Origin of the sequence: Paenibacillus sp. RC334, assembly GCF_030034735.1 — a bacterium.
GTDB lineage: Bacteria > Bacillota > Bacilli > Paenibacillales > Paenibacillaceae > Paenibacillus > Paenibacillus terrae_A.
The window spans coordinates 3,043,755-3,059,850 of the sequence record NZ_CP125370.1; the positions used below are offsets into that span (position 1 = coordinate 3,043,755).

Annotated in this window: 13 protein-coding genes, 3 pseudogenes and 1 riboswitch; all 16 genes and pseudogenes read right to left on the minus strand. The window is 46.6% G+C overall.

Features of this window, described 5'->3' with window-relative positions; genetic code table 11:
• Positions 1-28 precede the first annotated feature (28 nt).
• The 16 genes and pseudogenes from QMK20_RS13885 to QMK20_RS13960 all read right to left on the minus strand — a co-directional run bounded on the left by QMK20_RS13885 (position 29) and on the right by QMK20_RS13960 (position 16,085).
• Positions 29-643, minus strand: coding sequence for a thiamine phosphate synthase (locus QMK20_RS13885; RefSeq protein ID WP_283652094.1), 615 nt, complete (start codon positions 641-643; stop codon positions 29-31).
• A 281-nt stretch (positions 644-924) separates the two neighbouring features.
• Positions 925-1,033, minus strand: a riboswitch (TPP riboswitch).
• Between the two features lie 88 nt (positions 1,034-1,121).
• On the minus strand, positions 1,122-2,675 hold the full coding sequence (locus QMK20_RS13890; protein WP_283652095.1) for an ABC-F family ATP-binding cassette domain-containing protein: 1,554 nt from the start codon (positions 2,673-2,675) through the stop codon (positions 1,122-1,124).
• Between the two features lie 204 nt (positions 2,676-2,879).
• A pseudogene (locus QMK20_RS13895) lies at positions 2,880-3,870 on the minus strand (hypothetical protein).
• Positions 3,857-4,411, minus strand: coding sequence for a hypothetical protein (locus QMK20_RS13900; RefSeq protein ID WP_283652096.1), 555 nt, complete (start codon positions 4,409-4,411; stop codon positions 3,857-3,859). Before QMK20_RS13900 ends, QMK20_RS13895 begins: the two are co-directional and overlap by 14 nt.
• A 1-nt stretch (position 4,412) precedes the next feature.
• A complete protein-coding gene (locus tag QMK20_RS13905; RefSeq protein WP_283652097.1) occupies positions 4,413-4,808 on the minus strand; it encodes a hypothetical protein in 396 nt (131 codons plus the stop codon).
• Between the two features lie 41 nt (positions 4,809-4,849).
• Positions 4,850-5,329, minus strand: a complete 480-nt coding sequence (locus QMK20_RS13910; protein WP_014281476.1) for a hypothetical protein — start codon at positions 5,327-5,329, stop codon at positions 4,850-4,852.
• Positions 5,330-5,378: 49 nt separating this feature from the next.
• Positions 5,379-7,464, minus strand: a pseudogene (locus tag QMK20_RS13915) (hypothetical protein).
• The gene (locus tag QMK20_RS13920) at positions 7,454-9,289 is read right to left on the minus strand and encodes an ATPase, T2SS/T4P/T4SS family (RefSeq protein WP_283652099.1); all 1,836 of its coding nucleotides are present in this window, start codon (positions 9,287-9,289) and stop codon (positions 7,454-7,456) included. Before QMK20_RS13920 ends, QMK20_RS13915 begins: the two are co-directional and overlap by 11 nt.
• Positions 9,290-10,147 (minus strand): hypothetical protein, encoded by an 858-nt coding sequence (locus QMK20_RS13925; protein ID WP_283652100.1) that lies wholly within the window; start codon positions 10,145-10,147, stop codon positions 9,290-9,292.
• A complete protein-coding gene (locus tag QMK20_RS13930) occupies positions 10,144-10,857 on the minus strand; it encodes a hypothetical protein (protein WP_283652101.1) in 714 nt (237 codons plus the stop codon). Before QMK20_RS13930 ends, QMK20_RS13925 begins: the two co-directional genes overlap by 4 nt.
• Before the next feature lie 22 nt (positions 10,858-10,879).
• A complete protein-coding gene (locus tag QMK20_RS13935) occupies positions 10,880-11,866 on the minus strand; it encodes an SAF domain-containing protein (protein WP_283652102.1) in 987 nt (328 codons plus the stop codon).
• 38 nt (positions 11,867-11,904) lie between these two features.
• Positions 11,905-13,398 (minus strand): serine/threonine protein kinase, encoded by a 1,494-nt coding sequence (locus QMK20_RS13940; protein ID WP_283652103.1) that lies wholly within the window; start codon positions 13,396-13,398, stop codon positions 11,905-11,907.
• Between the two features lie 187 nt (positions 13,399-13,585).
• Positions 13,586-14,643: pseudogene (locus QMK20_RS13945) on the minus strand (23S rRNA (cytidine(2498)-2'-O)-methyltransferase RlmM).
• Between the two features lie 22 nt (positions 14,644-14,665).
• The gene (locus QMK20_RS13950) at positions 14,666-15,439 is read right to left on the minus strand and encodes an ABC transporter ATP-binding protein (RefSeq protein WP_283652104.1); all 774 of its coding nucleotides are present in this window, start codon (positions 15,437-15,439) and stop codon (positions 14,666-14,668) included.
• A complete protein-coding gene (locus tag QMK20_RS13955) occupies positions 15,436-15,750 on the minus strand; it encodes a thioredoxin family protein (RefSeq protein WP_283652105.1) in 315 nt (104 codons plus the stop codon). Before QMK20_RS13955 ends, QMK20_RS13950 begins: the two co-directional genes overlap by 4 nt.
• Positions 15,747-16,085 carry a cyclic-phosphate processing receiver domain-containing protein gene (locus QMK20_RS13960; protein WP_283652106.1) on the minus strand — a complete coding sequence of 113 codons (339 nt, stop codon included), beginning with the start codon at positions 16,083-16,085 and terminating at the stop codon, positions 15,747-15,749. The genes QMK20_RS13955 and QMK20_RS13960 overlap by 4 nt, the downstream gene beginning before the upstream one ends.
• Positions 16,086-16,096: the final 11 nt, after the last annotated feature.

Consider the following 16,096-nt stretch of genomic DNA (forward strand, 5'->3'; position numbering starts at 1 on the left):
GCAGCGATCTCCTACTTTCATTTCACCACTACATGCTGTGCACTACCCGATCCACCATTCGCTTGTACGCCATCGCAGCCGCAACGGGGGACTCAGCCTCCCAGATGCCGGACATCACCGCAATTCCGCTTGCACCCGCAGTATACAGCTCGTGAATATGGCGTGGTTGTATGCCGCCTAGAGCAATCACAGGAATGTTCAGCAGCCTGCATATGCGCTCAAGCTGTGCTATACCTCGCGGAGTAACACCAGGCTTGCAGTGAGTCTCATACACATGGCCATAGAGTACATAATGCGCTCCTGCCCGTTCGGCAGCCTGTGCCTCCTCCAAGGAATGCACCGACACCCCACAGCGCATATCCTCTGAAAGTAAGCTTTTGACAGCTGCAACAGGTAATCCGTTAGCCGGTAGCTGGATAGCTCCAACGGAGGTAAGCAAAGCAACATCCACCCGGTCATTTACTGCAATTTGCTGTAAAGGAACTCCTCGATTCACCATACTGCGGGTTAAAGCAAGCAATTCAGATGCGCCCTTCTGCTTCAAGCGCACGTGTACATAATGAACATACGGATGAATAGCTGCAGCCACTTGGGCAGTATGTGCATGTGCACTAAAATCGCCTTCCATCGTAATTACGTGCAATTCGATCTTATTCTCACCTCACAATGGACTAAATGGTTGTAAGCTGACCCTGTATCTTTACAGTCTCATATCGTGCTATACGTTATGGACTAACCACGTTTACCAGCAAAAAAATGAAGGGGTACGGTATATGAATACGAATATATGAACAAGAACGAAAACGCAAAAAAACCACTTCCCGAAGGAAGTGGTTTAACGTACGTCCAATAACCAAACGGATCATTATATCCGTATACGTATATCGTCCCACATACAAACAAAGTAATAAATTCGTTACCTCGTTTGTACGGCGCTCACTTCCCTACGCTGGCATAACCCAGATCAGGTGCAAAGGGTCCGAAATCCGTTTATTCCGTCTCAGCCGCATGGGCGGCTCCCCTAGTGTAACTATTTTATTGTATCAGCTAAAGATAGCTTAGCATAATTTCCTAATCCTGCAAACCCTGCTTCTTGTGAAGCTTGGTACAGAACTGGATATTTAGTTGACTTTACTTGTCCATTCTTCCACATTCCACGTTTTGGTTACCCAATCCTCATAAAAGTCCGGTTCGTGAGATACGAGCAGCACCGTTCCTTTGTATTCCTTCAAGGCACGTTTCAACTCATCCTTTGCTTTGATGTCCAAGTGATTGGTAGGCTCATCGAAAAGCACCCAATTGCTTTCCCGCATTAGCAGTTTGCATAGGCGGACTTTGGCCTGCTCACCACCACTGAGCGCGGATAGCGGACGGGTGATATGCTCATTTTTCAAACCGCAACGCGCCAAATGCGCCCGTACTTCATGCTGGTTCAAGTGCGGGAATTCATTCCACACATCCTCAATCGGTGTAACTTTCTCTGCTCGTACCTCTTGCTCAAAATAAGCTGGCTGCAAGAAATCCCCTTGATAGGTCTTGCCGCTGATCGGCGGAATTTTTCCCAGAATGGTTTTGAGCAATGTCGATTTACCGACACCATTGTAGCCCACAATCGCAATTTTATCGCCGCGTTCAATCGTCATGGACATTTTAGGCAACAGGGCATGGGTGTAGCCAATTTCAAAATCAATACCCTCAAACACCGTTTTCCCACTCGCACGTGCTTCTTTAAATTGGAATGTTGGTTTAGCCGCTTCTTCCGGTTTATCGATGCGCTCGATTCGATCAAGCTGCTTCTCACGACTCTTCGCTCGACCTGACGTAGAGGCGCGCGCCTTATTGCGTTGAATGAAATCTTCCTGTTTCTTAATAAAATCCTGCTGCTTCTCATAAGCTTCAATATGCTGGCTTTTGTTCAGGTCTGCCATTTCAAGGAACTTTTCATAGTTGGCTGAATAACGGGTCAGCTTGGCAAATTCAAGATGATAGATGACATTAACGACCTGATTCATAAACTCAGTATCATGAGAAATAAGAATAAACGCATATGGATAATCCTTCAGATAACGTGTAAGCCATTCAATATGCTCTACATCCAAATAGTTGGTAGGCTCATCCAGTAGCAACACATTCGGCTTTTCCAATAGCAGCTTGGCAAGTAGGACCTTCGTCCGTTGTCCACCGCTAAGTGCGGAAACATCCCGCTCCAGTCCTATTGCGGAAAGGCCCAATCCATTCGCCATTTCTTCAACCTTCACATCGATGAGATAAAAATCCCCCATATCCAGTTGTTCCTGAATTTCACCCATCTGTTCCAGCAGCACTTCCAGTTCTTCAGGAGAAGCTTCCCCCATCTTGTCAGTGATCTGCATCATTTCCTTTTCCAATTCCAACAATGGGAGAAAGGCGTCCTTCAGTACATCCCGCACCGTTTTACCAGGTGTCAGCTTGGTGTGCTGATCCAAATACCCATAACGTACACGTGGAGTCCATTCCACTTTGCCTTCATCCTTAAGCAATTTTCCGGTCAGGATGTTCATCAGTGTCGATTTACCAACACCATTGGCTCCCACCAAACCTACACGTTCCCCTCCAAGCAATCGGAAGGATACATTTTTAAACAATGCGCGGTCCCCAAAGTTATGGGATACATTTTCTACAGTCAATAAACTCATAAGCTGTTTTTGGCTCCTTATTGTCATCGGCAATGCCGACTGTTCTTATTTCATATGCATTTCTTTCAAAGCCTTATTGTAGCACATCCAGTAGCCTTATCGGAATATTGAAAATGGGTGAATTTGAAGGATTTTGATATTGTCTGCTTATAAAAAAAGAAAAACCACTCGTAGGAGTGATTTATTTAAAGATTGTTTAAAGATTTATTTATATTCATTATAACATTTATATTCAAAATACCCTGCGGCCGCCGCAGATTTTTCATCCGTAAAACGCTCTGTCGCTTTAAATGGAGCTGGACAAGAATCTCTGTAAAAATATTTCATTCCGGTATCCGGCTCTACGCCGCCGATCATGGCTTGCTTCCTCACGACTCTTCCGCCACCAAACCCATAGTTATTATAGTACCTATCTCCAACCGGAATTCCCTGGATAAACGCCATCAGCCCCACATCATCTACCGTGTTATACCATTCCTCTTGTGAGATAAGCGGTAGCGTGAATGTATAGGATATACCATTATGTGCTGCCTTTTCGTTATGGAGATTAATGAGTCGGCCCAGATCCTCCTGAATGCTGTGGACAATAGTGGAACGTCGTACTTGCTCAAAAGCTTCCGGGTCATTAAGCAACGAGATCGTTGTCTGTCCCTGAAGCTCCTTCTGAAAGCCCTCTATCCACCTGTGATTCCTCGCATCATAGGCATGTACATAATTATCCAAAGTAAACCCTACACTGTTACCTGCTGAATCAACGTAGGCATAAGGTTTTTTTTTCACTCCATTTGGGTCCTTGGACAGCTTGTCCATGCTTATCTGTGTAAGTTACGGAAGCGAACACATAATAGCCGTCATAGTCCAGAATCATAAGTGCAGGCATATAATCCAATAATGCGCGTTGTGCCACTGTATCCCCATCAATTCCCATATTAAGAAAAAGGGTATGCAGGAACGTGTGCAGCGCTTCTTCTTTATCTACACGAAAAAACTTGTCCGATCCATACCCAGCCTCTCGTTCCTGACGCTCATTCTGTGAAAGCACGACACCTGCATCCTGAACTGCGGTACGGAGGGCCGAGGTATATTTCATTTCCAATTGCTGTACTTCGCGCTGATTCTGCACCCGCAGGTCACTAACTACGCCAAAGGGCAAAAACAGCAGGATAAATATAATTGCAAAATCAGTAATCTTCATTCAGAACCATGCCCCCGTAAGAAGCTGTAACCGCCGGTTTGCCGCTATCTGCCCCACCAAGAAGCCATGATTTGTACAAGTCCGCAGGAGTGCGATTCGTATTGTGCACCCGCACTGTAAAATAATCTCCTGACATTATGGTATACCGACGTGTTTGATCTGACTTTGGCTGCTGATTGTCTGGAAACAGTACAGGCAAGATTTGCGGGTTATAGTAACCGTCATATACGGAGGAATAGTAGCCGAGAAAGCTATCCGGCCTCGCCGCATCTGCATAGTCCGGTACATATTTTTTGTGCATATGCTCCAATTCAACCTCATACGTATTACCCGTCAGCTCTAGCTCACGCATAAAATCGTTATACATCGTCGGTGTAATATATCCCTTGGTTCTCACCATATCAACAAAACGTACTGTTGAATGATACGTATTTAACCCGGATATATCGTCCTGTCGTTCAGCGGCTTGAGCTGCGGGCACTATGTACAAGAGCAATACAGCGAGCAGTGCCCCCAACAGCTTGGATATAGATTGAACCACTTCAGTCCTCCCCCAATTTCTCAAAACGTATGGATTGTATATCTCCATACTGATCACGCTGTGGATGCATGGAATATAAAGAGGAAGCATCGAGGGCTGATACATCGGGCTCGAACCGTTCAGAATACATATCGTACACTGTACCATCGACTTGAACAGGAATGCCTTCCTGCAAGTTCATACGAATTGCCTGCATAACTTGAGTTCCTTTGACCCGTTCTGGCATACTCACCTCTAAAGTACGATTGATACGCCCCTCGGAATGTTCCTCCTGCTGCGATCTTAATTTCAGTGTAGTGCCCATCTGACTGGACAACTCTGCTGCCGCTGCACATGCGGTTATAAACAGCGTAACTGACACACCAAGCCGCAGCATACTTGAAGCGTGATCAGACATGCTACCCATCTCCCTTACAATTGATATCCTTACTGTGGTGCTTAGGATTGGGTGAACAATAGCCCGCGTACAACATTCGATTTATCCTTGACGATTTCCGCCTTGAATTTACCACTTGGATTTACGTATTCGTTTTCTTTCTCATTCAGTGTATTCGTTATTTTTCCTGTCTTATCACTTCCACCATTCACCGCTCCATACTGTTCACTGTCTGGGCTAATGTTCAGAGCATTACCATACCACTGACCCGTCATGTTTTTTCCGGTTTTAATCTGAATTCCGAATTGGTCCTTACCTTGAAACTTCCGCAGCGCATTGGTCACTTGGGACCCACTGATCGTTGTACCGTCATATACCGTAAAAGAGGCTTGAGACAACTCGGTCTGGATATCGGCAAAATTGTTTTGTGCCGTTTTGGTTGCCTCCTGTGCCGAAATAAACAAAATAACTACAATTGTGATCAGTGCAATGGTCAAAAATATGCCAGCAGCTACTTTTAAGGCTGTTGATGCGTTATTCATTATTTTTCTCTCCTTAGCTGTGATATCGTAATAGTCGAAATAGAACTACTTACTGAATTTTTTGTATTTGCTCGTAATAGCTATCCATTTGGACAAAGCTCATACCGATCAAAGGGATGACCAAATATAAAAAGATAAGACCGTACATCGGAGCAAAACCGATCATCCTTCCCCAGATGGCCTTGCTGTCTATAATTTTTTTCATACTCCTGTTTTCTTTGTTCAAAATAGTAAGACATATGGGAATCCAAATCGTCGAAGGCCTCGCGAATCGTAATTTTGCCCAAAGACAGATGCAGCTTGTCCACCAAGCGTTGAAATTCGGGGAGTGGCGCTTCTTCTTTCAACAAGTCAAGTGCTGCCTCAGGCCCGTGCTCATAATGAAGCAAGCATTTTTGTAAAGGTCTTTTGAAAATAACCGAAAATCGGTTCAGCCATTCCAATATTTCCTCAACAGACATTCGTTCCATGGCTCGCAAAATTGAAATGACCGTCTGAAACTGGTAAACCTCATGCCTCATATCCAAGCGCCGCATTTTTCGCTGCAAATACAACAAGAGCATAGGCATCTGATAGGCTACATACCCGGCAACCAAACTAATCAGCACTTCCCACCACTTGATGTATTCCGCGTTCCACGCTCCCAGCTTTTGCAGAATACGACGCGTATTTTCTGAAAGCTGCTCCGGAGTTTTTCTGCCACCATAAACGTGCTCCAGCGCTGCGTACGTCTGCTCATAGGTGCTGTCCGCCCTCATATTTAGCGCATGCATCATTTTGCGGTCAATCTCACTCTGCTTTAAAGCTTCTTTTTCCTCCACCGGACTCAAACGTCCAAACATTTGGCCCGATTGAACCGGAGCGTGAAGAATATGTGTTTTCTCAGCTTCATGTAATATAAATACCGTACTAATGCTGAGCACCAAGCCTGCGATAAAAAGAGTGATTCTGCGTATGTACAGCCACTCCAGCTTGACCTCTGCACCGCTTTCCTTTAGCAGCCGGGTCAGTTGGAAATAAGAGGGCATATGCTGCTGCGGAATTAAAGCATCCACCACATTACGAATAATGGGCAAACGGTACAGCTTTTGCTCCCAGACCCGCCGTCCTTTGCCCGCACGATATCCAGTCTCGTCAGTCTGTTGCAGCTTTTGTAGCAGGAAGTAAGATACAATAATTACAATATAGACGGACAATTTTGTGATAAAGCCCCATTTCCCCTGATAAAACTCATCCATAGATGGAAAGCTGGACCTTGCCCATCTTTCGATTGGCATTGTAAAAAAAACAGGTGCAAGTGCGATCACATTTAAACTTTTGAGCAGGTAGTCCAGTTTATTTCTCCGCAGCAGTTCCAGTTGGATTTCGCGCGCAAGACTGCCAAGTCCCTTTAAATAAATGGAGCCTCCCTCTTCAATCCGGTCACCAAACTCCATTACCATATATGAAATACCGGCAAATGCTTTTAAAAACCGATTAGGAGCGGACTCATAGTATCTTTCCAGCGCTTCGTGCGGATCAGCGTCCGTCAGCGCCTCATGAATAAGTCGCGCATGCCTTCCAGCCTCAGCCCCTGCCAAATCGGCCGCCTCGGATATTGCCTCTTCCACCATGCCGTGCTGATGATAATGATGGCGTACATTGGCGAACAATTCGATCATCTGTGCAAGCAGTCTTTTTTCCATCCGGCTAATCGCCATATCCAAAATGAGACTGTTAATCACCACTCCGCATAACAGAGCCAGTACGGCAAACTCTAGCCCCGGTTTCATCATAAGCAACACAACGCCGCTACAAGCAAAAGCCACCCAGATGAACAGCGTCATTTTCATCGTCTCAAGGCGAAGCTTATATTCATCGTAAGCGTGCAAACCGGATAATCGCTTGCGTACACTCGTGATATACCCGGATGTAACAGGGAATCTCATGCCTAGTGTATACAACTTGTGCATTCCAGATTGCATTTGCCGTTGCAGCACTGCTTTTCCCTTCCGTCCCACTCGCACAGAATGAATTCGCCCTCCGCGGATTGCATGACCATTGCGCTTACGCAGCCACCACAAAGCCACATAGAGGAGCGCAAAGCATCCACCCGAAATGAGCAAAACCCACAGTAACATTACTTTAAGACTCATAGGCTTCCTCCCAATAGCGAGTCAGGAATCTGTGAAAATCTCCGGCATCCTTGACGTTCATCTGTTCACACATTTCTTCTGTGCTTTTGACAGTCAGGGGCTCCATCGCGATGTATCTCCCATTCCGATATTCCATAACATGACGATAGCTATAACTCGACGCAGAGTTGGAGCCTGAATCTATATGATCGGAATCGTGCGGCACACATTCCGTAATCCGTTCAATATATCGCCGTCCCTCAGCATCACGCTTGAGATGCACATCAAAGTTAATGACATGAACGACCTGTTCCTCAGCAATACCTTCATGCTGAAACACTCCTGTTTTAAGCAGTGAATTACGAAGAGAGAACACAAGATCGCGAAAGGTTTTGGCATGATGGGTAAAAATGGTGAACAGACTGGCAACCTGCGACATTTGAATCATCCATGCGGCTACTTCGTCACTCGCTACTTCACCAAGGATATTGACGGTTCCATCTGTCTTTTTCTGCAAATCGAGCCCTTGTTGCCCTGAAATATGATCCGTTTCCCGAAAGGTCAGAATGTTACGGCGGCTGTAAATGCTACGCAGATGCAGTTCAAAGGCCATTTCCTGCACACGAAGCGTATACGAAGCGTAAATATGCTTGACCATCGCCATCAGAAGCGTCGTTTTACCTGAACCTTGCGCTCCGGTGATTGCTGTGATCCGGCTGCCTTTCATTAAATAAGAAAGTAACTGTATCGGAAACTCAGCATTTTCTCCCTTAATTAATTGCTCAAGCGATGCGCTTTGAATATCAAATTTACGAACAAAGAAAGCCCACGATTCTGAAAAAGGAGGTCGTACCACAACAACCCGTGACCCATCCTTCATTTCGTTCACCTTATACCCATTTGCTTCGGAAAGCTGTCCGGGGTAGTTGTATTTGTAAATATTTTGGCACACCCTTTTAAGCTCCCGCTCTGAACCGAAGGAAAGGAACGAAAGGTGAATGGTCTTGCCTTTATAAAAAATCCACACGCTCTCATAGCCATTTGCTATCGGTTCAAATGTTTGTTCGGATGTATAGTGATCAGAAGGCCACTCCGCCGATACAGGCATTCCGCCTTCCGGTACACCGCTAACGCCCCCACTGACACCGTCGATCCGCTGGTCACGAATATCATCAATGACGGAAAAGCCTTTATATTGCTGATAAATCCGCTGTACAATAATATCTACCTTCTCCAGAAAGGAGAGAGGGCGATGCTCACAGTAATAGATATAGCGAATATCCTCCGCTGTAATATGATAGCTTCCATCCTCTTCACCTTGCTGCGAATATCTCATTTCCGCCAAATCATAAGTATCGAGTAAGCGTGAAAGAGCATCAACACCAAACTTTTGCTGATATTGGTAAAATACAATTTCGAATTGATCCTGTACGCTAAACAGCTCCGGTCTGGAGAATGGCATAACACTATCGACGATCTTTTCGTTCAAGCCGTAACCGTTAATCAGCAGCTCAGCCATCAAATTTTTAACAAAACGTTTGTCTCCACTACTGCCATTGGCACAGTCCTTTAACGCCCTGCGCAGTTCGGCCCTTTGATGGATACGTCGCCTGTATTCCTCTTCATGTAATCCAGCATCCGCCATCTGGCTATGACTTAGCTCATGCAGCGCATTTTTGATATACTCCATCAGCGTCTCCAATGTGACATCTTCACTCTCTGGAGCTACTCGAATAGTTGAATACCGCAAGCGAAGGCTCCCTCGGTATTTAACGATAACCAGTATGATACACAACAGAATGATGCATGTAAGAATTAGCCCGTTGATCATTTGAGGGGACAGCATTTAAGCGCCCCTCTCCAAAGCCTTGAGCCGAAGATCGGACTCTGCCGCCTCCAGAATAGCCTTGCTAATCTGCCGTATGCTCTGTGCCCATCCCACTGGCATAAAAAGCTTACGGTCCTTCTCTTTCCCGCTTCGTACATCCCGCTGCACATGACCTATCACGTCTCTGCGGTTCCACGCATCCATAAATTCGGTGCTATAAGGAACAGTATGGAGTGCACCCTTGTAGCCATACCTCCTGCGAATATTCGTCACATTTGCTTGAGAATGCACATCATATTTCCCAAGCACGATCAATAGCGGCAATTCCGAGTAAGTAGATAATGGAGACACAGATTCAAAGTAGGCATCCAGCTCCCTCATATTTTGAGTTAGCGAAAGAACCGCCAGCTTGGATCGCACACATGCTTCATGCTGTACAGCTCCCCATCCTGCTCCACTCCCTGCATCAACCAGCGTCAAATCATAATATTGATCCGCCGTATCCATCACTGCTCTTACAAGAGCAGAGGATAACAGGGGCGGAGCGGCTCCAATGCTTGAGGTTCCCTCAAGCACATCGAGAGTCTGCTCCAGTACAGGCGTCGTATAATTACGAATATTTTCTCTGGACAATGTCCCTCGCAGAGCTAATCGTGCAAGAGCATCCCAACCTCCCTCCTGAAGCCGTAAGCTTGGATCGTCCATACGATGTTCTTGTATAGGAAATCCCGACTCTATACCGGTATGTCTGCGCCCCAAATGGGTCAGCAGCAGTCGTCCTCTATAAAGATTACCTATGGTGACGGCTATGGCAGCCGCCATGGAACTGCTTCCACTTGCTCCCTTAACCGGACTCCAAAACAAAATGGTACTCATGCTTTCCTCCTCTCCGCATGCTTTAACGCACGACGGCTCTCTTTGGGTTCCCAACCCATTAATTCTCCAATACAACGACTCAGCTCTTTCTTGTACACTCTGGACAATGGCTTAAGCTTGAGCTGTTGTTTGTGCTCATTTTCCAGTTTCAGGGCAAGATGCCCTTCATCCCATGGCAGTATATACGGCTCCTGCTGCCAAGAGGCCGGAAAGCGGTTCATGTATTCCCACAAATACGGCTCCTCCACGCCACAATCTACAGCCTGTATAAATAACTTGTGAAATACAAGATTCTTCGGAAATTCAGGTTGACTAAACAAATGCTCAAGCCACACCTGTCCGTTGTCCATTAGCATCCGGCTATAGTCACTGACCCAAACCCGCTGTTCTGCCTCTTGCCAAACAGATACGGGGCAGAAATCAGGTGACTCTACATCCAGAATAACAATGTCATAAGTCAAACCTGCTTTCCGATCAGCCATCATAGCGATATGCAGATCATCCCAAGATGTAAAACCCGTGGCGACATCAAAATCGCCAAACTGCACAATGGGAAGTGGTTTGTCGAGCATCCCTATGCTGTATCGATACTGTCCTCGCAGCGTTGCATCCACAATTAATACCTGTTGACCGGATGCTGCCAATATACTGCTGATGTATAACAAGGTATCGCTTTTATCACATAGCCCGGCAAATATCCAAGTTTTCATACGTTTGTCCCTTTTCTTTGATTTATTTACCATATGGATCAGAGCTTCCGCTCTGCGTCAAGATGTCTGATTGTTCTTTGGCATCCTGTCCATTTTCATATCCGTCCCCTGTACCTGTGTTCTCATTAAAAGCTCCACCTGAATTCGCTCCCGCATGCTGTGCCGCAACTTCCTCACTCAGGCTCCTTTCTATAGGTGTCGATATAACATTGTTTGACGCACTAAGTGCATTTTCAAGAGAACCACGCAACTGCTTGGACAGCTTTTGTTCAGCAACGCGGATCAAATTAGAATCACTGTTCATTAACTCTAACACCTTCAAATTGGGTGGATAGGTCGGGATCGCCTTCGGCTGGAACTGCGGATCGACATACGTTAATGCATAGATAGATGCTTTATGCAGATAGGCATCAACAATTCCGCTCGAAAGCGATAATATCTCCTGCTCATTCAAAGTAACCCAGATGATCGGACCTTCCAGTTTGGAAATTCGCTTTTTGGATAGCAAAATATAATCCTGACCCGTTGGAAATTGAATGCGGATATCCACTTCGTCTCCTGCTTTCAGGCTATTTGGGAGGACCACCACCTTCAGCTCCCGGTTACGCAGGTCTTTAGGAGTGGGTTCATCGGCGGTAATCATAGCTGATGTAAGTACGGACCCTTTTTTCAGTTCAATTTTAGCCGTGGCGCCGGAAGCTTCATTCTTACCCGCAACCAAATTGGCTGGAGCCTGAGAGCCAGGAACCGTGATTCCCTTCAGATCACTAGGTGTAATCTGTTCACCCGGAGAAATGTCACGAACAACAACCCACCCCTTTTTCGCGGTTCGTTGTTCTTGCTCATAACCTTTCCATTTTTGTGCTGCCTCTGCTTCGGCCTGTTTCCTGACATCATTTAATTGATGGGTGTTAATTATAAGGTAGCTCGCGAAGACAACGCCAACAATACCCGCACCAATATAACCGGCGTAAAGCTTTTGCTTACTGCTTTTTCTTAGTTTGGACACACAACTTCTCCCCTGCCTTTTTGATATAAACCTTTTATCTAGCGGTGACTGCGTTTGAGGAATCCGAAGCGTTTCTTTCGGGTATCGGGAATGGCTCCACGAAACATCTCATCCAGCACCTGATCCATCTCTTCTTCCTGCTCAAATGGATCGGAATGGAACGGTAAAGCAAATACTTGATCGTGATCTAATTCCTTACGTAGCCTGCGCACAGCCTCCGATGCTGCCAGCGGCAAGCAGTAATTCCATTTATGCTGTGGGTGGCGCTGAAGTGAGCGGGACAGCCCGACTATATCCTGAATTCTCCACTCGGCTCCAGAACCGACCACTAGCGGGTAATCCGCTCTCAAAAATTCTTCCAGCCGCTCATTGTCCTGCCCACTCCCCAAATCAAGCACGATAAATTGGTAAGAGCCACCCAGTAACGCAATGACATCCGCACGGGATGTTTGTCGCCAATAATGTACTCCATCTACCTCAAAGCGCCGACTTGAACTCGCTCGCCCAACGGGTACTCCGTCTACCACTTCTTGAAGCCGGGCAAATGCTTTGGCTGTACTATGCAGTTCGACCAAAGCCACTGAACGGGACCTTCGTGCCAGATAGTGGCTCACCGCAATCGCTGTGTGCGTTGCACCGGAACCAGAAGACACGCCCAGCACAGCTACAACCCTTGTACCTCCATATTCGATAGAAGCATCGCCAACGGACACTCCTTGTTGAGCAGACTGAAAATCTGCACTGCGTCGAAGCTCCCCAATCACCTCTCCGGCAGACTGAAATCGCTCCCCTGGATGATGACGCAGCAGCTTACGAATCACCGGGATCAAATGACGAGGTAATTCTCCACGAATATATCCTTCTACTCCGGCCGTCCACTCGCTAAATTTGCCACCTGTACAGAGATACAACAACAACGCTCCCAAACTGTACAAGTCTGAGCGGGCATCCGTTTGGCCTGCTCCATATTGCTCCGGGGCTGCGAAGCCCACTGTGCCCAGCTTTACCGTATCCTGATTCATCTCAGCCTTATAGCTCCGCGCTATGCCAAAATCAATCAGCTTAAATTCCATTTCCGGTGTCAGCATAATATTCGTTGGTTTCAGATCCCGGTAGATGACAGGGGACTGGCGAGTGTGCAAGTAATCCAGCACATCCAGCAACTGCAAAGCTAATGGAACAATTTGCTCCTGCGGAATATGGCCTTGGTAACCCTTCATATAAGCTTCCAGCGTAATTCCTTCAATATAGTCCATAACCAGATATACCGCCCCAGATGGCGGATGCTCGAAGAAGTCAACAATTCCTGGTAATCGTGGGTGGCTCAGCGAAATCAGCATCTCAGCCTCCGCGCGTACAAGCTTCATCATTTGCGGGTCGGCAACGGACTCCTTCACAGCCCATTGCTTACCTGGCAGCTTCAGATCCTCTGCCATAAACACGCTACTCATCCCTCCCGTACCCAACGTGCGGACAATCCGGTAACGCTCACCCACAACCGAACCGTATTCCAAATGCGATTGTTTTTTCATCTCTCTTGCCTCCTTTCTATAAGCAAACAACACAAAAAAAGGGAAAGCCTACCGCAAAAACACAATCTTCATGTCACCATGAAAACGATGTTCGCGGGATGCTTTCCCTTTATTTAAACGTGGTTATTATATTTTTAAGGAACAATTTGGGTTTATTATATAGCACACCTATACCGATTGTAAAGCATTATTTTCCATACTTGATCATATACAATGTAATCTCATCCCGGTTATGGAATAGCTGCTTGGCCCGCTGGATCTGCATGCCGGACTGCTCGAACGAAGCGATCACATCATGAATAAGCGCCAGAGGCTTTTTATGCATTAGCTTGACCGTTACGATGGCAGTACCTCCACTGCGTAAACTATACAGCAAATCAGTGACAAGCCTTGCCATCTGCTTTGGACTCCAACTCATATCACAGACCAGCAGATCAAATGTATTTTCTTTGAATTTGACCTCACTCGCATTTTTACGCAAAAAAGTCAGATTGGCATACTTCATCAACGAAGGCTCCATCTTTGCCGGATCAACCGCCGTTACTTTGAGTCCACGCTCCAGCAAAAAGGAAGTCCACCCCCCGGCGCCGCCCCGATATCCAGTCCTTGATGAAAAGCGCTAAAATCAATGCCAAACGTCGCTTCTGCTTCCAGCAGCTTGAATTTAGCACGAGAGATTTGCCCGTCCTCTTTTTGAAAACGAACTGCGCCTCCGCTCCAATCCGATAGATTATCCTGAGGATGCGACACACCTGCATACCATGTATCCGTATCCGCAAAAACGGACACAATAACCTCTGCTCCCTGCACTGTAAGCTCCATAGGAAGATCACTTAATTGCTCACTTAAAGCCTGCTTGAGCGCACCTGCGCTTTCAGCCCAACTACTGTCAGCTCCTTTGCGCACCTGCAAAGAAACGCGCTGATCTATCAGTTCTCGGCGGTTACGGATAAAAGAAACCAAACGTTCCAGCACCTGAGCCAAGTTCGTTCCTTCCTCCTGAAAATGCACAGGAAATAAGTGACGCAAAAACATTGGCGGCTGACCCGTAATCGTTCCCACAGCCTCACTTGCATCCGCAGGTAATGTAGCCAGAAAAATTTCACCAGGTAAAAGTATTGTGCTTTTCACCGAGCCAAACATTCTTCTAAGCTCTTCCTGGGCATAAGGTGCAAACCCATGGTTAGCCGTGCAAACAAATCTTGATGATGACAAAGCGGTTCCACCCTGTTCATCTGTACTCATATATATTTCCTCCAAAATAACGTTACCCTCCAGTGCACACCCGAATCCAGGGACGTTCGCCATCCCAATCCAGCTCAACTGGAACTTCATAGGTATGCATAATCAATTCTTTCGTTAAAACCTCTTTTTTCGGTCCGGCTGCTGCCACCTTGCCATCACGGATAAGTGCCACATGGGTAAAGAGGGGAACTATCTCCTCAATATGGTGGGTTACATAGACCACTGACAAATCCCGCTTGCGAAGCCGATCAATTTCAACCAGCATTTTTTCCCGCTCAAATAGATCCAGCCCGGCGCAAGGCTCATCCATAATCAGCAAACGAGGCTCCGCCATCAACGAACGAGCGAGCATTACCTTTTTGCGTTCCCCCTGAGATAAAGTACCCAACGGATGATTCATCAGCGCACCTAAATTCATCCCCTCCAGCAGAGATACGGCTTTTTCCTTTGTCTCTGTCGGAATCTCCTGATAAAAACGTAAAAAAGCATACGCTCCAGTAGCAACTACTTCCCATACCGGATCTTTTAAAGCCAATTTTTCCATTAACGTCTGGCTGATATATCCAATCTGCTTGCGTACTTCCCGTATGTCACATTGACCATATGTTTGCCCAAGCACTTTGACCATTCCACGACTCGGAAACATATACCCGGTCATCATTTCCAGCAATGTTGTTTTACCAGAGCCGTTACGCCCCAGGATGACCCAGTGCTCATTTTCCCGTATTTCAAGATTCACATCGTCTAATATTCGTCTATCTTCCCGCTGCAATGTGATGTTCTTCATAGATATCATTCCACCACGCTCCTTATCCTGCTCAGCAAGTGTTCCACAGATTCCATTTTGTAGATGATTTCAGGACTTCCGTTCTCACCGTTATATAAAAGAAGCGCAGGAACACTGGAAATCCGGTGCTCCTGTACCAGTTCTTGAATATAGTTAATGTTGCTTTGCACCACGACTCCTTCGGGGAGCAAATGCTCTGCCACTTCCAGCATCCGCCGGGCAGCCGCGCAGGTTCCACACATGGGAGTGTACACAAACAATGCCAGCTTGCATCCCTCCCATATGGCGCGACGCACCTCCTTTTGTCCCAACTCCTTCATCGTTCCGACTCTTTTTGGATCTCGCGCATGCGTTCCTCCGGCATCGGCCCGTTATGCACGGTGACTCCTTCCGGCTTATTGGCATACAGCAGCTCATACATGGCTCGTCGGCCCTCCGCACTAGAGGAATGCAAATAAATTTCACGCGGATACAACTGCTTCCCTGCAATGGCAGCAGCCACATCTTTCCCCGTTGGCTGACCCGGCCCCAAATCATAATCCAGCGATAACACCGAAATCGGGTATTCATGAAGCAATAACAAACACTCCTCCGCATCCCTTGCCAGCTTAAAGCCCGGAGGACAAGGCCGATAATCGTCCATAAACAAATGCATTAACGTCTCCT

Bases quoted from the DNA above. Each gene is read 5' to 3' on its own strand.
- QMK20_RS13890 (WP_283652095.1), bottom strand. From the start codon at position 2,675: ATGAGTTTATTGACTGTAGAAAATGTATCCCATAACTTTGGGGACCGC.
- QMK20_RS13960 (WP_283652106.1), bottom strand. From the start codon at position 16,085: ATGCATTTGTTTATGGACGATTATCGGCCTTGTCCTCCGGGCTTTAAG.
- QMK20_RS13955 (WP_283652105.1), bottom strand. From the start codon at position 15,750: ATGAAGGAGTTGGGACAAAAGGAGGTGCGTCGCGCCATATGGGAGGGA.
- QMK20_RS13925 (WP_283652100.1), bottom strand. From the start codon at position 10,147: ATGAGTACCATTTTGTTTTGGAGTCCGGTTAAGGGAGCAAGTGGAAGC.
- QMK20_RS13905 (WP_283652097.1), bottom strand. From the start codon at position 4,808: ATGTCTGATCACGCTTCAAGTATGCTGCGGCTTGGTGTGTCAGTTACG.
- QMK20_RS13920 (WP_283652099.1), bottom strand. From the start codon at position 9,289: ATGCTGTCCCCTCAAATGATCAACGGGCTAATTCTTACATGCATCATT.
- QMK20_RS13940 (WP_283652103.1), bottom strand. From the start codon at position 13,398: ATGAAAAAACAATCGCATTTGGAATACGGTTCGGTTGTGGGTGAGCGT.
- QMK20_RS13910 (WP_014281476.1), bottom strand. From the start codon at position 5,329: ATGAATAACGCATCAACAGCCTTAAAAGTAGCTGCTGGCATATTTTTG.
- QMK20_RS13930 (WP_283652101.1), bottom strand. From the start codon at position 10,857: ATGAAAACTTGGATATTTGCCGGGCTATGTGATAAAAGCGATACCTTG.
- QMK20_RS13950 (WP_283652104.1), bottom strand. From the start codon at position 15,439: ATGATATCTATGAAGAACATCACATTGCAGCGGGAAGATAGACGAATA.